We start from the raw sequence: 21,583 nt of genomic DNA, 5'->3' as shown, positions 1-21,583 counted from the left end.
GAGAGGTATGATGGCAGGTTTAGTAGAGTTCGTATATCGCTTATTAAACCCCATTGAAGAAAAAAATCCACGAATGTACCACTATGATGTTACCTATGGACAGCTTTCTTGGATGCTCGTATTGACGCTCATATGCTATCAATTTACCATCGTCGGTGAAAGTGTATATCTAGATGCTATACGTGCTTTGATACGCAACTCATCACTATTAGTGAAGTGGCAAATGTTTGCGCTTCCCGTAGGTCAACATGAGATACAAGTCTTTTTTGAACACTTAAGTAAACCGCGTGAGTTTTGGAATATCGGTCGGTTTGCGTGGGTAATTTTAAAAGCGGCGCTTATGTCCGGTATCTTGCTAGGTTACGCAATGTTGCAAAAACGTAAGTTCTACATTCGTGGCGTAGTTACCGGTGTATTACATATGATGGCCTTTGCCCAATTAGTAGTAGCTATGATTACGCTTACGGCAGGTATTATGTTGATTCTTACATCCATACCGATTATATTGCAAGCCATTATTGGTTTTTGCATGATTGTTTTATGCATTCTTAGTACTGTATTGTTATTACAGACCATGGGTCGTATTGCAGGGGCATGTATTAATGGCAGTTTTTATGAAGGACTAAGCATTATGTTAATCGCTATTTTAGCATCACTATTATGTGAAGTGCTATATACATTAACTCGATAATATATAAGGAGTATTATGGCTTGGTATAAGGATATATTACATTTATTTACAAAACTGAGTGATCGTTCCTTTCAAAATATTATTAAGAATGGATCGTATGCTCGAGCTATACTAAATCTTATAATATCTACAATTGTATTATATGTAGTGACCTATGCTTTGCCGTTCATAGTGAAAGCTGTGTCTCCCGCATTAGGCATAAAACGAATGACTGGTCTCACACATTTTGATCTAGTTAGTGCTTTGGCAAATGCATCATTTTTAATTTTTCAAATTATCATAGGTGCCTTTGTAATATGGCGATTACTAGTATTGCTAGGTGGTACTGGTACCTATAGGGGCGTGATGCGAAACTATATCTATGGTTTAGCCTATACGAATGCACTTCGTACTGTAGTATTGGTGTTGATCCATATAGTGGGGCTCATATTATTTTATTTATCTATGCCGAAATATGTAGGAGATATGGCCTACCTTATTACCATGTTTAGTCAGTATTATGCTGTCTTTATTGGGGCCCAGCTCATGCGCCGCTATGTTGAATTAGGTATCGTAAAAACATATATTATTATGTTTATTGTGGCGTTGCTATCAGTGTCAGTATTGCCTCAATGGATCCGATTTGTACATACCCTAGTTAAATAATATAAGACTGTAATGCAGTATAACCGCAAGATGAAAGTCTTGCGGTTTTTTTATCGTTTAATTTATATTAAAATTAATTATATATAATTTAAATCTGGGAATTTATGATATAATTAATCTTATAGTGTAGTTGAGAGCGGAGTTAGTTATGGATACGACATTTTTACGAGAAATATCCCTGCTGGTGCGTTCACCGAAGAAGGGGATCGATGAAATCTTCTGGTTTGGTACCTTAGAGAAGGGTATCAAAGCTGGCCTCGCCGGTTGGTGTGCCACCCATATTTTGGGATTTGCTTTAGGCATTATACTATTACCTTTAGCCATGACCTTTGGTGGGTTTTTATTTGGCTTTATACCAGCTGTATATGGCATATTTTCTATATTGAGAGAGATTTTAGGCCTTGGAATATATTGGTTTGTAGGTAGCTTTATACTTTGGAAATTACTGAGTGTTCTCTTAGAGCGTGACTTTGATTTCAAGCAAGTATTAATGGGCACTGCCTATGTGGAAGGCTATACAGGAGCACTTGGATTAGCATTAATTTTGGTATCTATTATTTGCATTTATATTACGCCATTTTTAATGATCCTATTAGTTCCCTTAGCATTAGCTTACGTTGGTGCCGTTATCTACGTAGCCGTCATGCTTTTATCTCGGATTATGAAAGTAGAGCCTCTTACAGTCGGCGCTGTATATATAGTTCTATATATTATTAACCTTTTATATAACTGGATTATGCGCATACTATTTGCGTAAATACATAAAACCTCCTAGTTTTATACTAGGAGGTTTTTATTGCTTTGAATAAAATTTTAGTAAAAGTAGTTTGTCATTATTGAAGAGAATCATAATGTTGTAATAGTAAGTCTACATTGTCTTCATCGTATTCGATTTGTTGGGACCATCTTGCGACTTGTTTAAGCGGTGAGCCTTCTATAGCACTTGTAATTAGTATGTATTCCACACTATCTTTTGCGTAGGAAAGGATAGATTCCAAAGAATAGTCTGCTAGCATATCGATTTGACGATATAAGATGTATTGGAACACCTTGTTGAATAGCCCCATATCGTGAGTTGCTATATAGGTTTGTACAGCGGTAATTAGTTTATCTGTGTCATGAGATAATGCATTGATTTGTGCAGTCCATTCTTCATCGATAGGCTCTGTTGTACCATATAGAGTTAATAGTTTTTCATAATACTGTACATCAGGATTTGGGCTGTATTGAAAGTATGATGAATCTATATCAAGTGCTAATAGTTCAAATATATTTTGAATAGTTAAACGCTCATCAGGACTAAACTCACCATCATCGTCTTCAATGGTAAAGATTACCTGATCAGATTGAGTATCCTCTGCGAGTAGTTCAACTGATGCTTCACAGGATAGACCAACCCCACATAGTTCGAGGTCTTCAATATATTTATAAAAACGTGGATGCATATGGCATGTATCGCATAGGCCTTCTTCACCGAGTTCGAGCACAACCTTACAGAGACCGTTTTCATTGAGTAACGGACACATTGGTTGTTCTTTAGAAAACACGAAATGGCTGCCCTCATCATCCACAGTGATAGCTTGGCGTAAGCTTTCACCAAGAGGGCCTGTCATAGTATGATAGCGTTCAGCAGTGGCCTCGTCGATATCGATGGTCCAAAGTTGACAACATGTATTTTCACATCGATCTGCTTTGCATTGAAATGTGTGATATATGGTAGGATATAATGAAATCATAATCGTCTCACTTGTAGTAAAAAATATTCTACGTGCATTGTATCATAGGGGAGTTGTCTATGCATTAATATTATAAATAAAGATTAATAAATCGTATCGATTTAGTGTATAATTGTATATATACACACTATGGTCCTGTTTGAGAGATGGAGGAGCCTATGAAATCCTTATTTGTAAAAGGTAGCCTTGTATTAGCCTTGGCAGCAGTGTTTGGTATGCCAAATGCAAGTGCAGCCCATTTAGTAGCGGTAGAACCAACTGTTGCCGTTGTTGATGGAAACCATGCAGCGATTGTAGGTGCCAATGGTTTATTAAATGCATTTATTCAGAATCATCCAAATGCAGCTATCACTGAAATCGCCTTTGATGCGGATGGTGGTCAAATTAGATATGATGTAGACGGTTTTGATGAAAGTGGCAAATATGAGCTTACGTATATCTATGCTACAAATCAAATCTTTGAAAAACGTGAAGGTGACTTCCATAAATCCTTAAAGAAAAAATCCTTTGATCCTCGTGAAATCTTACCGCCAGCAGCAGTAGTTAACTTTGCGTATGCTCAAACGCAAGGCAAAGCGACAAGCCTTAATGGGTGGTCTGTACAGTATGATAAAGGTAAAATAGTGTACAAAGTTAGCTTCGGTACAGAAGGCGACAAAGAGGTAGATGTACGAATTGATGCTATGAATGGTACTTTATTATCTGTTAAATTTGATGATTAAACCTTTCTATAATTAGTAAATACAACTTAATAGTTAAGGGCTTATTATTTTAAATATAACAATTAAACTCCTTAAAACTGTCTTTTTTGTAGTAAATGATAGTTTTAAGGAGCTTTTTTTGTGAAAGTTTGCTCATGAAATGGGATGTTTAGATTATGAGAAGTGCAATGAGAGGCCGTGGTTCCTTTATACATGGGATATATAGCTTTTTAGATTTGGTTCATATAATACTTAATTGTAAATCGAATACTATAGAATTTCATTTAAATTACATATAAATTCATTTTAGACTCACGCCAAAATAAGCTGGACCGATGGGTTCTACATTTTTATTTCATAGATTATGGATAATATGTGTCCAGTCAAAGGACAGAACTCAAATATATCGGGAATTTCCAGACTATATATCTACAGTCCACGCTAGATATATGTTTTGGAACTATAACGATAACACCGAGTTGGTTAAAAATATATATGCGTAGTTTTGCATATATATGGATTATCAAGGAGGATATTATGAAAAAATCTATTTTGAAAAGTAGTATTGCTTTAGCAGTAGCTGGCGTATTTGGTGCTACTGTAGCAGTAACAGCGGCTGAACAAGCAACACCAGTTCCTGTAACTCAAGAGGTAGCAGCTACTACAGCTCCTGTAGCACAACCTGCTACTCATCAAGCAGTTCCTACAATTCAAGTAACTCCAGCAGCTAAAGTAGAAGCAGCTCCAGCAGCAGCTAAAACAGAAGTAGCTCCTGCAACAGCTAAAGTAGAAGTAGCTCCTGCAACAGCTAAAGTAGAAGTAACTCCAGCAGTTAAAGTTGTACCAACAGCGGCTAAAGTTGAAGTGGCTCCAGTTGCACCAGTAGCTCAGGATACTACACCAGTTCCAACAGCAACTCAAGACGTAAAAGCTCCAGTAGCTCAAGACACTGTAGTTCCAGCAGCAGCTAATCCTGCAGCAGCAACTCCTACAATTGAAACTGCAGCAGTAGCAAAAGCTCCTAGCGAAGCTAAAGTAGTGCGTGCAGCAGATAAAAAAGTAGAAGCTAATAAAGAAGAAAAAAATACTAAAAAAGCGCAAGCACACAAAGCACCTAAAGTAAAAGCTGACAAAGCAGTTAAAGCTGATAAAGCTGTAAAAGAAACTAAAGAAGTAAAAGCAGATAAAAAAGCTGACAAAAAAGAAACTACTAAAGAGGAAAAAAAACTCTAAAAGTGGAAAATCACAACCTAGCACAACAAGTAAGCAAGCAGGCGTAGTCGATCAAAATAGTATTTTCGTAATTGGTGCGAATTATTTAATTGATCAATTTGAAAATAAATATGGCGACTCTAAGATTACGAATGTATCCTTCAAAGCTGCCGATAAAACTGCTATCTATGAAGTAGACGGTTTCAATACTAGTGGTGCCCATTCCATGACTCTAGATGTGGCATCTGGTAATGTAACTGAAGGTACTCCTAAAGCATACGATGCATCCATGGAAGCTAGTGCTATTGATGCTGGTACTGTGTTACCTCCACATGTGGCGATCAATGCAGCCTTCGCACAAACTGGCAATGTAGCAACTGGTATTAACTCTTGGTCTGTAGCAAACCAAAACGGTAAACCTATTTATACTGTAGAGTTCCATGATGCACAAAATAAACCTGTATCCATCGTATTGGATGCAAAAACAGGTATGGCAGTAAAATAAGCTAATCTATATCCTATGCCACTGTAAAGCAAACCCCTTTAATACACGAACACTAAACACACAAAACTATACACACACATACTTACACACATACACAATACACTTACACACACAATAAACAATTACACACGCAGCCCTCTGGATTGGATAGACAAACATTGACTCTCTCCTATGCCGTCTGTCGTTCAGAGGGCCCCTTATGCATTGTGGTTCCCTCCCAATCATAAGATTATATACTTGGTATATAATACTCTCTCTCACAATAAGAACGTAACTGCTTTACAGTACGCTAGGTATAGGGGAGCAGGAAAGCCCGTAATACATGTAGACCGCTGCATGTACTACGGGCTTTTTTCGTTGAAAAATTTCTTATATGAAATAGTAAATATAGGCCTTGAAACTTTCTAGAAATATAAATGAGCAGATATAAATATATCTGCTCATTTTGTATGTATCTAAATCTCTATGAGGTCTAAAATGATTGTTTTAAATATATTGTCTAGGTACGCGCTCAGAGAAACCACAGAAGATTTCATAAGGAATTGTTGAGGCTAAGGCAGCAATCTCTAATGCAGAGATGCTCTCATGACCTTGAGATCCTAAGAGGACAACCTTATCACCAGGTTGTACAGTAATTGTATCAGGCACGGCCACCATGAATTGGTCCATACAGATACGGCCCACTACAGGGCATCGTGTACCATGAATAAGGACGGTACCGCGATTAGATAAGCTGCGAGGATAACCATCTGCATAGCCTACAGGGATGGTAGCAATTGTCATTGGTTCTGGTGTTATATAGGTAGAACCATAGCCGATACCTTCGCCAGCTTCCAAGCGCTGTACATGTACTACTTCGCTGTGGAAGGAGAGGACTGGTTTCAACCCCAATCGATTTGGTACATCAAGGGATGGCATAATACCATATTGGATAATGCCAGGACGTGCATCGGTAAATAAGCTATCTTTTACAGATAATAACCCAGCACTATTGGCAAGGGAGAATCGATAGTCCGCATCAGGTCTAAATGCACGGATTTCGTCTACCATTTTATGAAATTTTTGTGCCTGCCCATGCGCGTGGCTTTGATCAGCTGCATCAGCGTTACTCATATGAGAAAAGAAGCCGTCTACTTCAAGATTTTCATAGGATTCAACGCGTTTTATAAATTCTACTGCATCCTCTGGTTTGATACCGATGCGATGCATGCCTGTATCGACAGCGACAGCAACGCGAATGATCATATCATGATTTTCTGCTACTTTGTCTAGTGCTTCCAAATCTGTAGATTCACATACGGCAGGGATGGAATTCGTGTCTGCTACAAGCTCAAATGATTGTGGGCGTGTGAGACCTAGTAGGTAGATTGGCACCATAATACCTGCATTGCGAAGCGGCACAGACTCTTCAGGAATGGCAACCGCTAAGGATTCATAACCCTCCTCAACGGCAATACGGCCCATCATAACGCTGCCGTGGCCATAGCCATTGGCCTTGATAACAGCTGTAGATGTGCTCCATTCCGGTAAACTATCTTTAATTTTGCGCAAGTTCTCGCGAACAAGACTTGTATTTATGGTCAAATAGGTGGGTCTCATGGTATTCCTCAATTCTATATAACATTACTTTTATTGTATAACTTTTGGGGAATTAAACAATACTTTTGTGAAAGTTTTATACAGAAATATTGGTATTATTTTGAATTTTATAGCTTTTCTGCATATATTATATACAATATTTGTGAAAGTATACTAATTAATATAGCTTCCGATGCTATTTATAGTATAATTTATATAGATAGATTATTTATATACTTTTATGTAACTAGTGTATTATATATGCTATAAATAGATACGGTATGCTTACTAATTGTACAGTATATATGATGAAATAGAGTGCTGAGGTATATATGGAATATAAAATTGTTATTTAAGGAGGTTCTCATGAGCGAACGTGTAGTAGTAGTAAACGCAAGTAAAATGAATTATGACCATGCATTAGATTTCTCCGTATTATCTAATGATGTACAGGTTTATGATAATAGTACAAATGAAGAGCTTATTGAGCGTATCCAAGGGGCTCGCGTAGTAGTAACAAAAGAGTTACCAGTAGGGGCTGAGTTGCTTTCACAATTTCCAGATACTGTAGAGCTCATTGTAGAAGCAGGTACAGGCTACAATAATATCGACCTCAACGCTGCAAAGGAGAGAGGTATCACTGTGTGCAATATTCCAGCGTACAGCACAGAACGTGTAGCACATACGGTAATCATGATGATCCTCAATTTTGCGTCCACAATGCAACAACAAATCGGCATGCTTGCTAAAGGTGATCGCAGTAATTTCACAAAGCATTTACAAGTGAGCCATACCGAAGTGAATGGTAAAACCTTAGGTGTTGTTGGTGCTGGTCACATCGGTATGGAAGTCATCAAGGTAGCAAAAGCACTAGGTATGAATATCTTGGTTTATACGCGTACACCAAAGGCTGATGGCGACGGTGTTCGTTATGTAAGCCTTGATGAATTACTAGAAAATAGTGATTATATTACATTGCATTGCCCATTGAATGACCAAACTAAGTACATGATTAATAAAGAAACCATCGCTAAGATGAAGCCAAATGCAGTCATCGTCAATACAGGTCGTGGTCCTCTTATTAATGAAGCTGACCTTTGTGAAGCATTAGCGGCTAAACGCATTGCAGGTGCTGGCCTCGATGTACAAGAGGTAGAGCCTCCAGCAGAGGACAGCCCTCTATATACATTAGATAATGTTATCATCACACCTCATATGGGCTGGAAAGGTCTCGAAACACGCCAACGCTTGGTAGGCATCATTCGTGACAATGTACAAGCCTTCTTTAAAGGTGAACCTATTAATGTAGTATCTAAATAAAAGATATTAATAGAGCGAATATTAGATTAAATAGGTTATGTACCTAAATGATGTGCTGATTATTCAAAATCAGTGCACAAATAATAGAAACTAAATAGTCTATAAATACAATAAGAGCCGTCCCCGGTTGTGTGGGGGCGGCTCTATTGTTTTAGGGCTATCATAGATCAAGTTTTTAATATATATGTGTATATATATCAAGGGAGGTAGTTATCCTCGAACTTGATTATGATTGATGTTGTGTTTTGATGGGACTCCACCAATGGCGTCGATAGGCCTTGATGCCTTCTACCACGGTTCTTGTCGCTTTAGCCGCTATATCTTTTGATGCGGCCGGTATGCCCTCTAGGCGATAGGTAAGACCTAACTCCTTATATTTAGCAGTACCCATAACGTGATATGGCAAGCAATCAACGGCTTGTAAGTTATTCAGGGATCCTAGGAAAAAGCCTAGACGATAGTGATGATCTGCATTATCTGTGATGGTAGGGACTACAACGTGACGAACCCAAATAGGAACTTCTACGTCTGCCGTTAATCTAGCAAATCCGAGAATGGGCTCTAACGGTTTGCCTGTTAACCACAGATGTTTATCAGAATCGATTTCTTTAAGGTCTAGGATGACGAGACTAGTGACACTGAGTAGCTTACGGTAGGCCACCTCTTGGTGGGGATCAAAACAAATTCCACTTGTATCTAAACAGGTATGGACGTTTCTTTCACGGAAATATGTGAAAAGCTCAGTAACAAAGTCGATTTGCATTAGAGCTTCCCCACCTGTGACGGTGATACCACCATTAGTATAAAATTGGCGGTTACGTTCGTACTGGTCCCACAATTCCTCGACGGTCATGAGCTTAGCATCATCGCTAATTTCATTCCATGTGTCAGGATTGTGGCAATAAGCACAACGCATGGGGCATCCTTGGAGAAAAGCCACCATGCGCATGCCTGGACCATCAACCGTACCCATCGTTTCGACCGAATGAATACGTCCTGTCATAGGTAACCTCGATTAGATTTGTTGATGGAATGTACGAGAAATAACTTCGTCCTGTTGTGCTTTAGTCAATTTGCTGAAGTGCACTGCGTAACCAGACACACGAACAGTTAATTGAGGATACAACTCAGGATGTTTTTGAGCGTCTAACAATGTTTCGCGAGTGAACACGTTAACGTTCAAATGATGACCGCCTTTTTGGGAGTAGCCATCTAATAACTCTACCAAGTTATCAATTTGTTGTTGGTTGCTCATTGGTATTGCCTCCTTTCAACCAAGACTAACACTCATATCGGTGCCGGTGAAAGCATTCCGATACTATGGAAGATATTATTTATCTTCCTTTATAGTAACATTCGGTTCACTGCAAGCGAAGTTTGTATTAGAGTTAGGCAATTGAGATGGATCTAACTCAATATCAAAATCGCTGAGGGACACAAATGTTTCACCAGATTTACCTAATGCGTCAGGAATGATAGAGAAGGTATTGGAAATACCATCGGAGCTATCACGCCATGGCATTTTTGCTACGGATGCCAACGAAGAAATAGCACCGTGAGTGTCACGACCGTGCATTGGGTTAGCACCAGGAGCGAAAGCTTCACCAGCTTTACGGCCATCTGGTGTAGAACCTGTTGCAGTACCATATACTACGTTGGAAGTAATTGTTAACAAGCTCATCGTAGGAACAGATTGACGGTATGTAGGATGTTTACGAATCTTGTTCATAAATGTGGAAACAACTTTTGCTGCCAAGCTATCTACACGATCGTCATCGTTACCATATTTAGGGAAGTCACCTTCGATTTCGAAATCAACAGCGATGCCGTTTTCGTCACGAATAGGTTTTACCTTAGCATATTTAATAGCAGACAAGGAGTCAGCTACTACGGATAAACCAGCAATACCAGTTGCAAACCAACGAGTTACCTTGCGGTCATGCAATGCCATTTCTAGTTTTTCATAAGCATATTTATCGTGCATGTAGTGAATGATGTTCAATGCGTTTACATATACGCCTGCCAACCATTCCATCATGTCGTCGAATTTTTCCCATACTTCGTCGAATTCTAAGTATTCGGACGTGATAGGGCGGTATTTAGGACCAATTTGTTTTTTCAATTTTTCGTCAACGCCGCCATTGATTGCGTAAAGCAAGCATTTAGCCAAGTTGGAACGAGCGCCGAAGAATTGCATTTCTTTACCAATACGCATTGGGGATACGCAACATGCGATAGCGTAGTCATCACCAGAGTTAGGACGCATTAAGTCGTCATTTTCGTATTGGATGGAAGATGTTTCAATGGATAATTTCGCACAGAAGCGGCGGAAGCCAATAGGCATGCGAGGGGTCCATAATACAGTGAGGTTTGGTTCTGGAGCCGGGCCAAGATTAGTCAATGTATGCAAATACCGGAAGGACATCTTGGAAACCAAAGTACGGCCGTCAGTACCCATACCACCGATGGATTCTGTAGTCCATACAGGATCGCCTGTGAACAAGTTATTGTATTCGTGGATACGCGCGAAGCGAACCATACGCAATTTCATAATGAAATGATCTACGAATTCTTGGATTTGTTCTTCTGTATATGTGCCATTGCGAAGGTCGCGTTCCGCGTAGATGTCGAGGAATGTAGAGTTACGGCCGATGGACATAGCAGCACCGTTTTGCTCTTTAATCGCGCCAAGGTAGCCGAAGTAGATCCATTGCATAGCCTCTTTAACGTCTTTAGCTGGTCCAGAAATATCGTAACCATAAGACGCAGCCATTTCTTTCAATTCCTTCAAGGAACGAATTTGATCTTGGATTTCTTCACGATCGCGAATCACTTCTTCCAGCATATCGCCCATTGTGATACTGAGTTGTTCTTTTTTGTCTTCGATAAGGTAATCAACACCATACAAAGCGATACGGCGATAGTCACCGATGATACGGCCACGGCTGTAAGCGTCTGGCAAACCAGTTACGATATGAGCTGTACGAGCGGCACGCATTTCTGGTGTATATACATCAAATACGCCGTCGTTGTGTGTTTTACGGTGTTTTTTGAAGAAGTCTTCTGTTTGCGGATCCATTTTGAAGCCGTATTCTTCAATAGCGGATTTCGCAGTACGCAAGCCACCATAAGGGAACATGGCGCGTTTTAATGGTTTGTCAGTTTGCAAACCAACGATTGTTTCAAGGTCTTTGTCGATATATCCTGGCGCATGGGCAGTAATGTGTGTGGCCACAGAAGTATCGGCATCGAGCATGCCGCCTTTTTCACGTTCTTCTTCATAAAGCTTCATTACTTGGTCCCATAATTTTGTCGTTCTTTCTGTAGGGCCAGCAAGGAAGAAATCGTCCCCTTCATAGGGGATATAGTTTCTTTGAATAAAGTCGCGTACATCAACGGCTTTATCCCACACACCTGTGTTAAAATCTTTCCATGCAGTATGTTGCATTTTGCACCTCCATAAAAGGATATAACTATAGATTTCTATGCCTATAGTGTACAATGTTTGTCTCGATTTCACAAATTTTAAATGATATATATTTTCAATATATGCTATGCAATTTTCATAAGAATAGTTCTTATTTATAATTTATCCATATTAGCAACACTATATAAAATGCTTTAAATATGGCGATAGTATTGGTTTGTGCGAATGTGTAACTTTGAAAAATTTGATTTTATATTATCTTTAAATAATGAAAATTTATATCAATAAATAGAAAGTATTCGATATAGTATGATGTATTTTCTTGGAATAGTAGGGACTTATTGTGGTAATATTTAGATAGTATTGATTATGGAATTGCGTAGAAAGGTAGATGCTAATGACAAATCGTATGAAAGCCATTTTAGGGGCATCTGCCACCATTGCCGTTTGGGCTACGGCGTTTCCTTTTGGTAAAGTAGCATTGCAATCAGTAGATGCATTGACACTCTCGGTAGCGAGGGTTGTAGGCGGCGCTATACTCATGCTAATTATTGGTGTATTTAAGGGATTACACATCCCTACATCTTGGCGTGAATGGGGTATATACATTTTGTTAGGCGCTACAGGTAACTTCGTTTATCAAATTGTGTTTAATGAGGGATTGCGAACAATACCGGCCGCTACATCTAGTATTATTATGGCTTTAACACCAATGACAACAGCACTGATGGCATTGGTAGTCTATAAGGATAGAATACGCCCTATAGGTTGGCTCTTCACTATAACTGCTTTTGTAGGGGTAGCCATCATTATCCTTTGGAATTCCACTCTGACCATTCCAATGGGGGCCATATGGACGTTGATTGGTATGATACTGTTTGCTGTTTATAATATTCTAAATCGCGGGCTTAGTCTGAAAGGTTATGACTCGATTACTATCGCTATGTGGTCCATGTTTACAGGTGCCATTATGGCACTACCTTTTGCAGATCATGCTATTGAAATGATTGGAGCCGCACCAATTACTGCGAAGCTTGCTATGATATACCTAGCATTCTTTTCCAGTGCATTAGGATTCGTATTCTGGAGCTATGCCTTTGAACATGCTGAAAAAGTTTCGGATGTAACCAATTTTATGTATATCTCGCCAATCGTGGCAGCCGTAGTAGCAGCCTTTTTATTAGGAGAATATCCTAATATGGGACTCTATATTGGAGCGCCTATTATACTAGGATCATTGTTCTTATTTAATCGATATAGATGATAGGTTTGATGTAAAGGACCAAAAGTATATAGATACGAAAAGAACCTCAACATTTTTGTTGAGGTCCTTTTTGTGTTTGACAGTCATTATAAATTGTAGTAATCTAAGTATACAATTAAAACATACCTTAAAGATATGTTTTAGAAAGATATTAATTCCTACTAATTTGTAGGGAAAGAGGTGGTACAGTGATTGCTATACGAAATGTAACGAAAGAGTTTGACGTTAATAAGCAAAAGGTTACTGCATTATCTGATGTAAACTTTACCATAGAAAAAGGCGATATATTTGGCATTATTGGCTTTAGTGGAGCTGGTAAATCTACACTGCTTCGCATGATTAATGCCTTAGAGGTACCTACCTCTGGTCATGTTGAAATAGATGGTGTGAATATCAATGGTTTAAGTTTTAATGAGCTTAGAAAGGTTCGTAAGCGCATCGGTATGGTTTTTCAACAGTTCAATTTGTTGAATGCTAAATCGGTGTATGATAATGTGGCTATCCCACTAATTCTTAATAAGGTGCCAAAATCAGACATTGATAAAAAGGTTAAAACCTTATTAAACTTTGTTGATTTGGGCGATAAAGCAAATGCATATCCTGGAGAATTATCTGGGGGTCAAAAACAACGCGTTGGTATTGCTCGTGCATTAGCTACAGATCCATCCATATTGCTTTGTGATGAAGCAACTAGCGCTCTAGATCCTGATACAACAGAATCTATATTACAATTACTAGAACGTGTTAATCGTGAACTAGGAGTAACAGTAGTTATCGTAACTCATGAGATCGATGTAATTCAGAAAATATGTAATCGAGTTGTAGTTATGGAGCATGGAAAGCTCATAGAGAGCGGATCTGTACTTGAGGTGTTTAGTAAACCTAAACACGAAACAACAAAGCGATTTGTTAGGACTGTAATTCCTAATGAAATTCCATCAACAGTGAAACATACATTAGCTTGTGATAAAAGGCCATACACAATTCTTAAGATGCATTTCTTAGGAAATAATACGACAGATAATGTTCTATATCATATTAATAAAACCTATGATTTAGAAACGAGTGTATTATTTGCTACGGTAACAGAGTTAGAACATACTGTACTTGGTATATTCATTGTTCAGTTTATTGGCGATGATCTTGAGGTGGGCAAGGTAAAAGAGTATCTTGTTGCTCAAGGTATTGAATGGCAGGAGGTGACACTATAATGGATTTCTTCATGCAAGAACTTGGTGTTCCAGGATCGCAGTTATTATTAGCTGCAGAACAGACATTATATATGGTGTTCCTATCTCTATTCATTGGTACTGTATTAGGTCTAATTATCGCAGTTACACTGGTAGTAACAAATCCTAATGGTATCGTTAAAAATAGTATTGTTTATACCATTACAAATACAATTGTTAATATTGTGCGTTCCGTACCATTTATCATTTTAATGGTGTTTATATTACCGTTAACTAAGATGATTGTAGGTACTCGTGTTGGCACAACAGCGGCTATTGTACCACTTGTTATATTCATTGCACCGTATCTGGCTCGACTTTTTGAGAACTCTATTTTAGAGGTTAATAAAGGCATTATCGAGGCAGCACAATCGATGGGGGCCTCTCATTTTGAAGTGATTTGGCATTTTCTTTTACCAGAAGCAAAAGGTTCGCTTATTTTATCTATTACAACGGGTACTATTGGTCTAATCGGTGCTACTGCTATGGCTGGTGCTATTGGTGCAGGTGGTGTAGGTGATTTGGCCCTCACCTATGGTTATGAACGGTTGAACTTCCCATTGATGTTATTTACCGTAGTTATTTTGATTATTTTTGTTCAAATTATTCAAACAATAGGAAACTACTTTGCACGTCGTGCGCGTCGTTCCTAATTTGATGAAATAGATTTTAGTTATATTGATTGTGAAAGTATAGGAGAAAATACTATGAAATTTAAAAAGCTTCTTGCCCTTGGTGCGGCATTAGTATTTAGCGTAGCTTTTATCGCCGGCTGCGGTTCTAATAATAGCGATAATGGTGCAAAAAAAGAGTTAACCTACAGTAAATCTCAAGGCCCTTACTCTGAATTGTTTGAAAAAGGTGTAAAACCAATTTTGGAGAAACAAGGCTATACCTTTAAAGGCGTAGATATGTCTGATTTGGTACAAGCTGACCAAGTATTAAGTGATGGTGAGGTTGACTTTAACGTTGAACAACATACAGCATACATGAAAAACTTTAACGAAAAACAAAATGGTCATCTTGTAGCATTAACACCAATTCCAACAGTACCAGCAGGTATCTTTAGTGGGTCTAAAACATCTTTAGATCAAGTGGCAGATGGCGACACTATTGCTGTACCTAATGATGCATCCAACATGGCTCGTGCTTATGCGTTATTGCAAAAAATCGGTTGGATTAAGCTTGATCCTAACAAAGATTTAGCAACAGTAACTCAAGCAGATATTATTGAAAATCCTAAACATCTTAAATTTACAGAAATGAAATCCCTTACAATTCCTTCTGTACGTACTGACTTTGATTATATCGTTATTACAGGCGCTATTATCTATAATGCAAAAATTGATCCTAAATCTGCATTGGCAAATGAAGACGTATTACCACAATGGTTATTACAACTCGTAGTTAATGAGAAAAACAAAGATGCACAATGGGCAAAAGACATCGTAGCAGCTTACCACTCTCAAGAATTCAAAGACTACATGGAAAAAAATAACAATGGCCTATGGTTCGTACCAAAAGGTGAATAGAATATAATAATGTGATATATAGGCACGAACAGCTATATAGGAATAAATAAAAGAACCTCTAATAAGTTTTTACTTATTAGGGGTTCTATTTATATGAGATAACATGAGGATATTATTGGCTGATACAAGGTGGAACTTTTGTTAGATTGACTTATACTGTCATGCCTGCCGCATAGTTTTCATAGAGTTCTTTATAGTGACCACCACGCTCTATCAGTTCGTGATGTGTCCCTTGTTTCACAATGGTGCCGTTTTCTACTACTAGTAGGATGAAATTTATTACTAAAAGTTTATTATCAATTAATAAGTATTATGATTAAGTTTATATCATCTTATTAAAATTTTTGATATACTAAATAGGCAATTTTTGCAATTTTTGTTTTGAAGTAGTAAGGAGAGTTTCTAATGAAGTTGAATTGGAAATTATTCGCACCGCTTGTAGTAGCTATTCTTGTATGGCTCATCGGTGCTCCTGAAGGTCTTAGCGCAAATTCTTGGATTTATGTAAGTATTTTCGCTGGCCTCGTGGTAGGGTTGATTTTAGAACCAATGCCACCAGCTTTTATCGGTATCATTGCAGTTACCGTATCTATGTTGTTTAAAGTAGGTCCTGCACCTGTTGTAGATAAAGCAACTGGTGTAGCAAAGGCGATTACTGATGCACAAGCTATCAGTTGGGGCCTCAGTGGTTTCTCTAATGCCATCGTATGGTTGATCTTTGCAGCTTTCATGATCGGTATTGGTTATGAAAACTCTGGTCTTGGCCGTCGTATTGCCTTGTTCTTGGTAGCAAAGCTTGGTAAGTCCTCTTTAGGTCTTGGTTATGCCATTGCTATTACTGACCTTGTGTTGGCTCCATTCATTCCAAGTAATGCGGCTCGTTCCGGTGGTACGATTTATCCAATTGTATCTAGTATTTGCCCAATGTTCGATTCCTATCCAGATAAGAACCCTCGTAAAATTGGTTCTTATTTGAACTGGGTAGCATTGGCAACTACATGTGTATCTAGCTCTATTTTCTTGACTGGCGCAGCGCCAAACCCATTGGCTCTAGAATTGTCTGCTAAATCTGGTATCGTAGCTGCTAACTGGGGCACATGGTTCCTTGCATTCTTGCCAGTAGGTCTTATTTTGTTCATCATCACACCATTATTGACCTATGTATTCTGCAAACCAGAGGTAAAAGGTTCCCCTGAAATTGCAGCATGGGCAAAAGATGAATACAAGAAATTAGGTTCTATGACACGTAGTGAAATCTTCATGGCCTTGATTTCTGTATTGGCTCTTGTACTATGGATTGGTGCTTCTACATTCAAAGTAAACCCAACTACAACGGCTTTAATTGTTATTATCTTGATGATTTTCACTAAGATTATGACATGGCAAGACTTCCTTGCTAACAAACCAGCATGGAATGTTTTGACTTGGTTCGCTACACTCGTGCCTATGGCTTCTGGTCTTAAGAACGTAGGCTTCTTAGAATGGCTTGCTAAATCTGCAGGTGGTTCTTTAGTTTCTTTAGATCCAACAATGGCTGTTCTAGGTTTATTGTTAGCATTCTGCTTGCTTCGTTACTTCTTTGCTTCTGGTACAGCGTATGTAACAGCTATGGTAGGCTTGTTTGCTACTCTAATTCTTCAAATTCCTGGTGTTGATCCAGCTCAAGTTATGTTGATTCTATTAGTACCAATGGGTATTATGGGTATCCTTACACCATATGGTACAGGTCACAGCCCAATCTGGTTTGCTAGTGGCTATAACAAAGGTCCTGAATTCTGGAAATTAGGCGCTATCTTTGGGATTATCTACCTCGCAATCTTTATTGTGGTGGGTATTCCATGGATTGAGTTCGTAATGCCACTTTTAGGATAATTAAATAGAGCCCCTCGTAGCATTCTGCTCGCTCTCCATCCCTTGCAAGTCGAGCTTACAGAACACTACGAGGGGCTTCCTTTATATCCGAAAATGGCATAACTCACTTCGGGAGGGCAAGTCGCTTAGAAGATACAATGCGGCTTTTTTATCCTGAAATGGCAATACTCACTTTGAGAAACGCAAGTCGCTGGACAGACATATGGCGGCTTTTTCTATCTTAAAATGGCAAAACTCACTTCAGGTGGGCAAGTCGAGCTTACAGAACACTACGAGGGGCTTCCTTTATATCCGAAAATGGCAATACTCCACATAACTCGACAAATTTAAAAAAATAAATATAATAGTAGAGTGATAGTAAATTTCTTGTCTGGTTTCTGATGGAGGTGTTTGTTATGTCTGCTTCAGAGCGTGTGGTACAGTCGATTTTGTATGAGGTTGGTTGTATTTTAATCGGTTGTTTGGTAATGTTGTTTGTTCCGCATGATGGACAGCCCTTTGTATTGATGGTTATTTTTTCCTTGCTAGCTATGGTTTGGAATTTTGTGTTTAACTGGATATTTGATAAACTAGTACCAGGTGATCGATTAGAGCGAGGACCTGTAATCCGTACGATTCATGCGGTATTGTTTGAAGGTTTATTTATGATTGCTACTGTACCGATTATTATGTACATGATGCATATGAGTTTTTGGATGGCTTTTGTGACGGATATAACGATGACATTGGTTATCCTAGGTTATACTTATGTTTATAATTGGGTATATGATCGGGCACGTCTATATTTCGTAGAAGCTTAGTTTTACTATATGAGGTAAGTACCTCTTAAAAATCTATATTGTATAGTAGGAGGTTCTTATGTCTACCAAATCTATTACGGGCACAGGCCTATTGTTGGCCGTAGCCTTATTGGCGCAAAGCTTGCGCCTTATTTTCCCATTTATTCCGAATCAGGTGAGTATGTTCCTCATTGGTTCCATCACGTCTGCTACGTTTGTACTCGCCACATGGCGCTATGGTTGGAAGAATGGTCTCGTTATTGCCTGGATTGCACCAGTTGTGGCACACTTACAAGGCATGTTGCCGTTGCCACCGTTTATTTTGATTACGGCCCTTGGTACGACTGCCTATGTATTTGTAGCCTATTGGTTACAACATAAACCAAAGGTATTGCTAATCATTGTGGCGGCTTTAGTGAAAGCAGGTGTTCTGTTCGGCGGATATTCCTTGTTCTTTTCTCTATTCCAATTTCCACCAAAGATTGTAAATACCATGTTGTTTGTGTCTAGTTGGCCGCAACTAGTAACATCTTCTTTAGGCATTATCTTGGCATTGCTTATTACAAAACGTACAAAAAAATAGGCTAACTTAACCTAGAGTTATGGCAAGCCATTCAAAATAGATATGACTTTTTAGGGGCACTCATGGCGTATGAGTGCCCATTTTTGTTGACCTTAATCATTGTCTACTTTTATAATTAATATATTGTATACAAATATGAGGAGTTGAATGGAATGAAATTTAATACAAAATGCGTTCATGGCAGCGGTAGACCAGATAGCACTGGTGCAATTTCCCCTGCAATTTATATGTCTAGTACATTTTCCCATCCAAAGTTGGGTGATACAACAGGATATCAATATACACGTGAGTCTAATCCAACACGGGATCGTTTGGAACAATTGATTGCAGGTCTTGAAGATGGTAAGGATGCATTGGCATTCTCCTCCGGCATGGCCGCAGTGGACGCTGTATTCCATCTATTCTCCCCTGGGGATCACATCATTTTAGGTGATGATTTGTACGGTGGCTCTATCCGCATGTTCACAAATATTTACGAACAAAATGGCATTGAGTTCACCTATGTTGGTACATCCGATCTTGATGCGGTGAAAGCAGCTTTCAAACCAAATACAAAGGCTGTTTATATTGAAACCCCAACAAATCCGATGATGGAGATTACTGATATTCGTGCCTTGTGTGCCTTAGCTCATGACCGCAATGCACTAGTCATTATCGACAATACATTCTTGAGCCCTTATTTCCAAAAACCATTGAACTTAGGTGCCGATATCGTTGTTCATAGCGGTACTAAATTCATCGGTGGTCATCACGATGTTATTTCTGGTTTTACCATTGTAAATGATGATGAATTAGCTGCTAAGTTGCGCTTAACTTATAAAACGGTAGGTGCTTGCTTATCTGCTATGGATAGCTGGCTCGTTATCCGCGGTGTTAAAACATTGGCACTTCGCATGGAACAACACCAAAAGAATGCCATTGCTCTTGCTGAATGGCTTAAAAAACAACCTAAAGTTACAAAAGTGTTGTTCCCAGGCCTTCCTGAACATCCAGGTTATGAAATCAATAAAGCTCAAACTACAGGCTTTGGCGGTATGTTGTCCTTCGAAGTAGATAGTGAAGAAACAGCTAAACAAATCCTAGAAGGTATTAAACTTATTCAATTTGCTGAAAGTCTTGGTGGTACTGAGTCCTTGTTAACATATCCTGTAACGCAAACTCATCCGGACTTGAAACCGGAAGATGCAGAGCGTAAAGGTATTACACGTCGTTTATTGCGCTTATCTGTAGGTATTGAAGATACAGAAGACTTGATTGCAGACTTGGAACAAGCTTTTAATAAATAAAGGAGTTCCTATGGGACAATATAATTTTGATCAAATTTTAGATAGAACTCACACAAAATCTTTGAAATATGATTTTGCTGTGAAGCGTGGTAAACCAGCCGATGTATTACCATTCTGGGTGGCAGACATGGACTTTGAGGTGCCACCTGAGTTGAAGCAAATTTTGCTAGATCGCGTAAACCATGGTGTATTTGGCTATACAGAATCCGATGATGAATACTTTGAAGTGTTGAAAAATTGGTTCAGTACGCGCTTTAACTGGACGCCAGAGCAAAAATGGCTTGTTAAAACGCCGGGTATCGTCTTTGCCTTGGCCATGGCGGTTCGTGCTTTCACAAATGAAGGGGAAGGCGTGCTCATCAATCAACCAGTGTACTATCCATTTAGCATGGTTATCGATGATAACGATCGCCGTCTTATCAATGTGCCATTAATCAAAGGGGAAGAAAAATATACTATCGATTTTGAAGGTATCGAGCGCGCTATCGTGGAGGAAAATGTAACATTATTCCTCTTGTGCAACCCACATAATCCTGTAGGCCGCGTGTGGACTGAGGATGAGTTAAAACGTCTTGGCGACATTTGTATTAAACATAACGTACTCATCGTGAGCGACGAAATTCACGCTGACTTTGTTTGGAAAGGCCATACACACAAGGTCTTTGCTGATCTTGGTGAAAGCTATGCAGAACACTGTATCGTATGTACAGCTCCTAGTAAGACTTTCAACATCGCTGGCTTACAAGTAAGTAATATTTTCATTCCTAATGATTCCTTACGTCGTCGTTTTATTAAAGAAATCGACCGCGCTGGGTATAGTCAATTAAATACGATGGGGATTGTTGGCTGCGAAGGGGCCTATAAAGTGGGTGCACCTTGGCTCGACGAGTTAAAAGAATATATTCAAGATAATATTCAGTTCACCATTGATTATGTGGCAGAATATATGCCGAAAATCCACGTATATCGTCCGGAAGGGACATATCTTATGTGGCTAGATTGCTCTAAGTTGCCATTAAGCCCTAAGGAACGCGATGAATGGATTATCAATGAAGCTAAGTTGTGGCTAGATACAGGGTCCATGTTTGGCGTTGATGGGGAAGACTTTGAGCGCATCAATGTAGCGTGCCCTCGTAAAACATTAGAAGAAGGCCTTGAAGCTTGGCGTCGTGCCTACGAGGCTAGAGGCTTTTAATTATATCGGTTAGAATGTTTAGATTAGG

At 38.9% G+C, this 21,583-nt stretch carries 21 protein-coding genes; 16 read left to right on the top strand and 5 right to left on the bottom strand.

Going from position 1 to position 21,583, the window contains the following annotated elements; genetic code table 11:
* The first annotated feature begins 7 nt into the window (after positions 1-7).
* From ACDF53_RS02245 to ACDF53_RS02235, 3 genes are all read left to right on the top strand, one after another.
* On the top strand, positions 8-691 hold the full coding sequence (locus ACDF53_RS02245) for a hypothetical protein (protein WP_370815355.1): 684 nt from the start codon (positions 8-10) through the stop codon (positions 689-691).
* A 15-nt stretch (positions 692-706) separates the two neighbouring features.
* Positions 707-1,336 carry a hypothetical protein gene (locus ACDF53_RS02240; protein WP_370815354.1) on the top strand — a complete coding sequence of 210 codons (630 nt, stop codon included), beginning with the start codon at positions 707-709 and terminating at the stop codon, positions 1,334-1,336.
* A gap of 148 nt (positions 1,337-1,484) precedes the next feature.
* Positions 1,485-2,093 (top strand): hypothetical protein, encoded by a 609-nt coding sequence (locus tag ACDF53_RS02235; protein WP_370815353.1) that lies wholly within the window; start codon positions 1,485-1,487, stop codon positions 2,091-2,093.
* Positions 2,094-2,169: 76 nt separating this feature from the next.
* On the opposite strand, the gene fliB is transcribed toward ACDF53_RS02235, so the two are convergent.
* On the bottom strand, positions 2,170-3,072 hold the full coding sequence (gene fliB / locus ACDF53_RS02230; protein WP_370815352.1) for a flagellin lysine-N-methylase: 903 nt from the start codon (positions 3,070-3,072) through the stop codon (positions 2,170-2,172).
* A gap of 158 nt (positions 3,073-3,230) precedes the next feature.
* On the opposite strand from fliB, the gene ACDF53_RS02225 reads away from it, so the two are divergent.
* From ACDF53_RS02225 to ACDF53_RS02215, 3 genes are all read left to right on the top strand, one after another.
* On the top strand, positions 3,231-3,794 hold the full coding sequence (locus ACDF53_RS02225) for a PepSY domain-containing protein (protein WP_187359568.1): 564 nt from the start codon (positions 3,231-3,233) through the stop codon (positions 3,792-3,794).
* A 516-nt stretch (positions 3,795-4,310) separates the two neighbouring features.
* Positions 4,311-5,006: a ribonuclease E gene (locus tag ACDF53_RS02220; protein WP_370815351.1), complete on the top strand. Its 696-nt coding sequence runs from the start codon at positions 4,311-4,313 to the stop codon at positions 5,004-5,006.
* 205 nt (positions 5,007-5,211) lie between these two features.
* Positions 5,212-5,490, top strand: coding sequence for a PepSY domain-containing protein (locus ACDF53_RS02215; RefSeq protein ID WP_105090104.1), 279 nt, complete (start codon positions 5,212-5,214; stop codon positions 5,488-5,490).
* Positions 5,491-5,976: 486 nt separating this feature from the next.
* Here ACDF53_RS02215 and alr read toward each other — a convergent pair whose 3' ends face one another.
* A complete protein-coding gene (gene alr, locus ACDF53_RS02210; RefSeq protein ID WP_370815350.1) occupies positions 5,977-7,089 on the bottom strand; it encodes an alanine racemase in 1,113 nt (370 codons plus the stop codon).
* A gap of 345 nt (positions 7,090-7,434) precedes the next feature.
* On the opposite strand from alr, the gene ACDF53_RS02205 reads away from it, so the two are divergent.
* Complete coding sequence (locus tag ACDF53_RS02205; protein WP_370815349.1) at positions 7,435-8,388, top strand: 2-hydroxyacid dehydrogenase; 954 nt, start codon at positions 7,435-7,437, stop codon at positions 8,386-8,388.
* Positions 8,389-8,614: 226 nt separating this feature from the next.
* Here ACDF53_RS02205 and pflA read toward each other — a convergent pair whose 3' ends face one another.
* From pflA to pflB, 3 genes are all read right to left on the bottom strand, one after another.
* Positions 8,615-9,391: a pyruvate formate-lyase-activating protein gene (pflA, locus tag ACDF53_RS02200; RefSeq protein WP_370815348.1), complete on the bottom strand. Its 777-nt coding sequence runs from the start codon at positions 9,389-9,391 to the stop codon at positions 8,615-8,617.
* Between the two features lie 12 nt (positions 9,392-9,403).
* Complete coding sequence (gene grcA3, locus ACDF53_RS02195; protein ID WP_005387698.1) at positions 9,404-9,643, bottom strand: autonomous glycyl radical cofactor GrcA3; 240 nt, start codon at positions 9,641-9,643, stop codon at positions 9,404-9,406.
* 75 nt (positions 9,644-9,718) lie between these two features.
* Positions 9,719-11,836 carry a formate C-acetyltransferase gene (gene pflB, locus ACDF53_RS02190; RefSeq protein ID WP_370815347.1) on the bottom strand — a complete coding sequence of 706 codons (2,118 nt, stop codon included), beginning with the start codon at positions 11,834-11,836 and terminating at the stop codon, positions 9,719-9,721.
* Positions 11,837-12,212: 376 nt separating this feature from the next.
* Here pflB and ACDF53_RS02185 point away from each other — a divergent pair, with 376 nt between their 5' ends.
* The 9 genes from ACDF53_RS02185 to ACDF53_RS02145 all read left to right on the top strand — a co-directional run bounded on the left by ACDF53_RS02185 (position 12,213) and on the right by ACDF53_RS02145 (position 21,555).
* On the top strand, positions 12,213-13,079 hold the full coding sequence (locus ACDF53_RS02185; RefSeq protein WP_105081598.1) for a DMT family transporter: 867 nt from the start codon (positions 12,213-12,215) through the stop codon (positions 13,077-13,079).
* 188 nt (positions 13,080-13,267) lie between these two features.
* The gene (locus ACDF53_RS02180; protein ID WP_370815346.1) at positions 13,268-14,290 is read left to right on the top strand and encodes a methionine ABC transporter ATP-binding protein; all 1,023 of its coding nucleotides are present in this window, start codon (positions 13,268-13,270) and stop codon (positions 14,288-14,290) included.
* Positions 14,290-14,961, top strand: a complete 672-nt coding sequence (locus ACDF53_RS02175) for a methionine ABC transporter permease (RefSeq protein ID WP_005381510.1) — start codon at positions 14,290-14,292, stop codon at positions 14,959-14,961. The genes ACDF53_RS02180 and ACDF53_RS02175 overlap by 1 nt, the downstream gene beginning before the upstream one ends.
* 54 nt (positions 14,962-15,015) lie before the next feature.
* Positions 15,016-15,840, top strand: a complete 825-nt coding sequence (locus tag ACDF53_RS02170; RefSeq protein WP_005384421.1) for a MetQ/NlpA family ABC transporter substrate-binding protein — start codon at positions 15,016-15,018, stop codon at positions 15,838-15,840.
* Positions 15,841-16,245: 405 nt separating this feature from the next.
* Entirely contained in the window at positions 16,246-17,712 is a 1,467-nt protein-coding gene (locus ACDF53_RS02165) for a DASS family sodium-coupled anion symporter (protein ID WP_105090113.1), read from the top strand.
* Between the two features lie 395 nt (positions 17,713-18,107).
* Positions 18,108-18,512, top strand: a complete 405-nt coding sequence (locus tag ACDF53_RS02160) for a PACE efflux transporter (protein WP_295868955.1) — start codon at positions 18,108-18,110, stop codon at positions 18,510-18,512.
* 58 nt (positions 18,513-18,570) lie between these two features.
* Entirely contained in the window at positions 18,571-19,074 is a 504-nt protein-coding gene (locus ACDF53_RS02155) for an ECF transporter S component (protein ID WP_370815345.1), read from the top strand.
* A 152-nt stretch (positions 19,075-19,226) separates the two neighbouring features.
* On the top strand, positions 19,227-20,360 hold the full coding sequence (locus tag ACDF53_RS02150; protein ID WP_370815344.1) for a PLP-dependent aspartate aminotransferase family protein: 1,134 nt from the start codon (positions 19,227-19,229) through the stop codon (positions 20,358-20,360).
* 10 nt (positions 20,361-20,370) lie between these two features.
* Positions 20,371-21,555 carry a MalY/PatB family protein gene (locus ACDF53_RS02145; RefSeq protein WP_370815343.1) on the top strand — a complete coding sequence of 395 codons (1,185 nt, stop codon included), beginning with the start codon at positions 20,371-20,373 and terminating at the stop codon, positions 21,553-21,555.
* Positions 21,556-21,583: the final 28 nt, after the last annotated feature.

It is taken from the genome of Veillonella sp., from assembly GCF_041333735.1.
In the GTDB taxonomy this organism is placed as follows: domain Bacteria; phylum Bacillota; class Negativicutes; order Veillonellales; family Veillonellaceae; genus Veillonella.
Note: the sequence above shows the minus strand (reverse complement) of the source record. Positions and strands in the feature narration are given on the sequence as shown.